The 3,833-nt window shown below is 70.2% G+C and carries 2 protein-coding genes and 1 pseudogene; 1 reads left to right on the top strand and 2 read right to left on the bottom strand.

The annotated features are described in order from the left end of the window. Together VIM26_RS02750 and VIM26_RS02745 are read right to left on the bottom strand one after the other, a co-directional pair. Nucleotides 1–408, bottom strand: a pseudogene (locus tag VIM26_RS02750) (C-terminal binding protein); the annotation flags it as partial. Between the two features lie 82 nt (nucleotides 409–490). After that, nucleotides 491–1,840, bottom strand: coding sequence for an MFS transporter (locus VIM26_RS02745; RefSeq protein WP_331948788.1), 1,350 nt, complete (start codon nucleotides 1,838–1,840; stop codon nucleotides 491–493). A gap of 223 nt (nucleotides 1,841–2,063) precedes the next feature. Between VIM26_RS02745 and VIM26_RS02740 the strand changes: the two genes are divergently transcribed. After that, nucleotides 2,064–3,608 (top strand): ATP-dependent DNA ligase, encoded by a 1,545-nt coding sequence (locus tag VIM26_RS02740; protein ID WP_331948787.1) that lies wholly within the window; start codon nucleotides 2,064–2,066, stop codon nucleotides 3,606–3,608. Nucleotides 3,609–3,833: the final 225 nt, after the last annotated feature.

Here is a 3,833-nt window from a genome sequence, read left to right as displayed (position 1 = left end):
ACGGACCGCGGCCAGGTCGAACGAGCCGGCCCGCAGCCCACGGTCCAGGCGCGGGATGCCGCGGGCCGCGGCGAGGGTGAGCCCGATCGCGTGGTCCGAGACGGACTCCGTGCCGTAGTCCGGCACGTTGCACACCGCGATGCCGCGCGCGGTCGCCGCGGGGACGTCGACCGAGTCCACGCCCACGCCATAGCGCCCGATCGCCCGCAGCCCGGGCAGGGCATCCATGACCTCGCAGGTGATCTCCGCGTACTGCACGAGGATCGCGTCCGCGCCCGCGGCACCGGCGACCAGGTCGGCGGCCGTGAACGACTGGGTCAGCACCAGCTCGGCCCCCGCCGGGTCCGTCACCTCGTGCTCCGCCGTAAACGAGTCGTGGTCGCACTCCGTGATGACGATCTTGACCATGTACCACTCCTTCGTTGAGGGATCGGCCTCGCGTCCCTGTGGGCCACGGGCCGAACATGCATCGTTCAAAGCGGGCTGGGGACTACGCCGAATCTCGCGCCGTCGTCGAGGCCGCGTTGATCGTCAGCGGCTCGACCTTGCCGAGGAGGAAGAGGTAGTTGAGCGCTCCGATGACGGCGACGACTCCGATCACGGCCAGCGGCGCCCGGAACGACCCGGTCCTGTCGACGAGGACACCGACCATGATCGGCGTGAAGATGCCGGCCAGGTTGGAGGCGAAGTTCTGCATCCCGCCGATGGACCCCACGTGATGCGAGCTCGGGGCGATGTCGGCGGGGAGCGACCAGATGCCCATCCCGGCAATGGCGAGGGACGAGTACGAGACGGCGAGGAGGGCGAGCGCCATCCAGGCCTCGGGTACGAAGGTCGCGAACATGATCACCGATCCCCCGAACAGCCCGCCGACGATGCAGGTCTTGCGCACGACCGACACGCCGACGCCGCGCCCGATCGCGCGGTCGGCCAGTCGGCCGGCCAGCCAGGCGGTGAGGACCGCGGTAATCCCCGGGATCGCTCCGAACCAACCGAGCTTCATCAGCGAGAAGCCTCGCTCCTGGACGAGATAGCTGGGGAAGAACGTGATGAAGAAGTAGATGCAGCTGTTGAGGCAGAAGAAGCCGAACATCATGACCAGCACCTTGCGATACCGAAAGAGTGAGATCCATCTGATCCTGGTCGCCGCTTCGTCATCGGTCTGCGAGCTGCGCGCACCGCCGTCGAGGATGTAGCGACGCTCCGCCTCGTTCGTGCTCGGGTGCTCCTGGGGCGACCGGTAGTACTTCCACCAGACGAACGCCCACACGATCCCGACGAGACCGATGATGATGAACACCGCGCGCCAGTGGAACACCGCGACTATCCCCGTGACGATGGGCAGCGAGACGACGGCTCCCACGCGCGAGCCCGAGTCCCAGATGCTCGTGGCGAGTCCACGCTCCCGGGTCGGGAACCAGGTAGCGACGACCTTGGCGCTCGTGACGTTGGCGGGGCTTTCCCCGATCCCGAGCAGAGCCCGGACGCCGATGAGAGACCCAAATCCTCGAACGCTGCTGGTCAGCATCGTGAAGGCTGACCACCAGAGCGCGGCCAATGTGAACGACTTGCGGGGGCCGACCTTGTCCACGTACCAGCCCGCGGCCAGCTGGCACACGTCGTAGGACCAGAAGAACGCCGCGAAGACGAACCCCTCCTGCGTCGCCGTCAGCGTGAAGTCGTCGGCCATGAACGGCAGGGCCACGCTGAGGCTCGCTCGGTCCAGGTAGTTGATCGCCAGACCGGCGAAGGCCAGCCAGATGATGTACCACCGAGTTCGAGTCATCGCCGCCTTGGGCGCACTCACCCCGGCTTCCCGCTGCACCTCAGAGAACACCATCACGCGACCTCTTTGTCCCATATGTGCACTCACAGATCCACAATTGATCTGATGACTTGCGAGCGACTGTAGCGCACTCCCGCGAGCGACATGCCTCACTTCGCAGGGCAATCCGCCGGATCATCAGATCATTCGGCAACCGAAGCCACGCTCGCCCGTAGCGGCGTGGCGTCGCATCGTCGCCCGGGAAGCGGCACGACGCTCCCGGCGGGAGGATGAGCCCGTGCTGCTCGCCGACGTCGCCGCCACCTCGGTCGCCCTGGCCGCCACGCGTTCCCGCCTGGCGAAGCGCGCGCTGCTCGTCGACCTGCTGCGCAGCGCCGGGCCGGACGAGGTGCCCGTGGTCGCCCGGTATCTCGCCGGCGAGCTGCGGCAGCGCCGGACGGGGCTGGGCTGGCGTTCCCTCGCGGCAATGCCGGCGCCGGCTGCCGAGCCGTCCCTCGACGTGCTCGTGGTCGATGCCGTTTTCGAGCGGATGGCGCAGCTCGCGGGGTCCGGCTCGGCCCTCGCCCGGTCCGCGCTCGCCGCGGAGCTGTTCGCGGCGGCCACCGAGCCCGAGCAGCGCCTGCTGCGCGGCCTGGTCACCGGGGACCTGCGCCAGGGATCGCTCGACGCGCTGCTGCTGGACGCGGTCGCGGAGGCGGCGGGGGTGCCGCCGGAGGCCGTCCGGCGGGCCGCGATGCTCGCGGGCTCCACCGAGCTCGTCGCGTCGGCGGCCCTCGGGGCGGGGTCGCCGCAGGAGACGCTCGCGGCGCTCGGCGAGTTCGGCCTGACCGTCGGCCGGCCCGTCCGTCCGATGCTCGCCGCCTCGGCGCCCGACGTGCCGGCCGCCGTCTCCGGCTTCGCCAGTCGACGGGTCGTCGTCGACGCCAAGCTCGACGGGATCCGGGTGCAGGTGCACCGCGACGGCGACGAGGTGCGCGTGTTCACCCGGAGCCTCGACGACATCACCGCCCGCGTGCCCGAGCTCGTCGCCGTCGTCCGGGCGCTGCCGGTGCGCACGGTTGTGCTCGACGGCGAGGCCCTCGCGCTCGACCCCTCGGGTCGCCCGCGGCCGTTCCAGGAGACGTCCGCCCGGAGCGCGACCAGCGACGCGGAGGTTGCCGCCGGCACGGAGCTGCATCCATTCTTCTTCGACGTGCTGCACGTCGACGGCCGCGATCTCCTGGACGCTCCGCTGCTCGAGCGGCTGGCGGTCCTCGACGCCGTCGCCGGCGGGCACCTGGTGGACCGGGTCGTGACCGACGACGTCGTCGTCGCGCAGGCCGCGTTCTCCCGCTGGGTGGCCGCCGGCCAGGAGGGCGTGATCGTCAAGGACGCCGCCGCGCCGTACGACGCGGGCCGGCGCGGCGGCGCGTGGGTCAAGGTGAAGCCGCGGCACACCCTGGACCTCGTGGTGCTCGCCGTCGAGCGGGGGTCCGGACGGCGCAGCGGCCTGCTCTCGAACATCCACCTCGGTGCGCGCGACGCTTCGAGTGGCGGGTTCGTCATGCTCGGCAAGACGTTCAAGGGTATGACGGACGAGATGCTCACGTGGCAGACCCGCCGGTTCGGCGAGCTCGCGGTCGAGGACGACGGGTGGACGGTCCGGCTGCGCCCCGAGCAGGTGGTGGAGGTCGCCTTCGACGGGCTCCAGCGATCCAGCCGTTACCCCGGTGGCTTCGCGCTGCGTTTCGCCCGGGTGCTGCGCTACCTCGACGACAGGTCGGCCGCGGAGGCGGACACGATCGAGACCGTGCGAGCCCTCGCCCAGCCCCGCGAACCCTGAGTGATTGTGGCTCTCCTGACCGATCCGTGGGTCGTTGAGCGTGGCGCTGAGGTGCTTCGCGACGGCACTGAGGTCCCGATGCGTGCGGATTGGGGTTGGCCGACTCTGTTCGCCGATCTCACGCGAGTTCGTCGGTCCGGCCAGATTCCGAGATCGAGGCAACTCTGTCGAATTCCAGGCGCGTCATCCGGCTCGATCACCGACGCGCATACCGACGACCCGCCC

Source organism: Pengzhenrongella sp. (assembly GCF_036565025.1).
Taxonomy (GTDB): Bacteria; Actinomycetota; Actinomycetes; order Actinomycetales; family Cellulomonadaceae; genus Pengzhenrongella.
The sequence above is the reverse complement of the archived record's forward strand: the minus strand, read 5'-3'. Positions and strand labels throughout refer to the sequence as shown.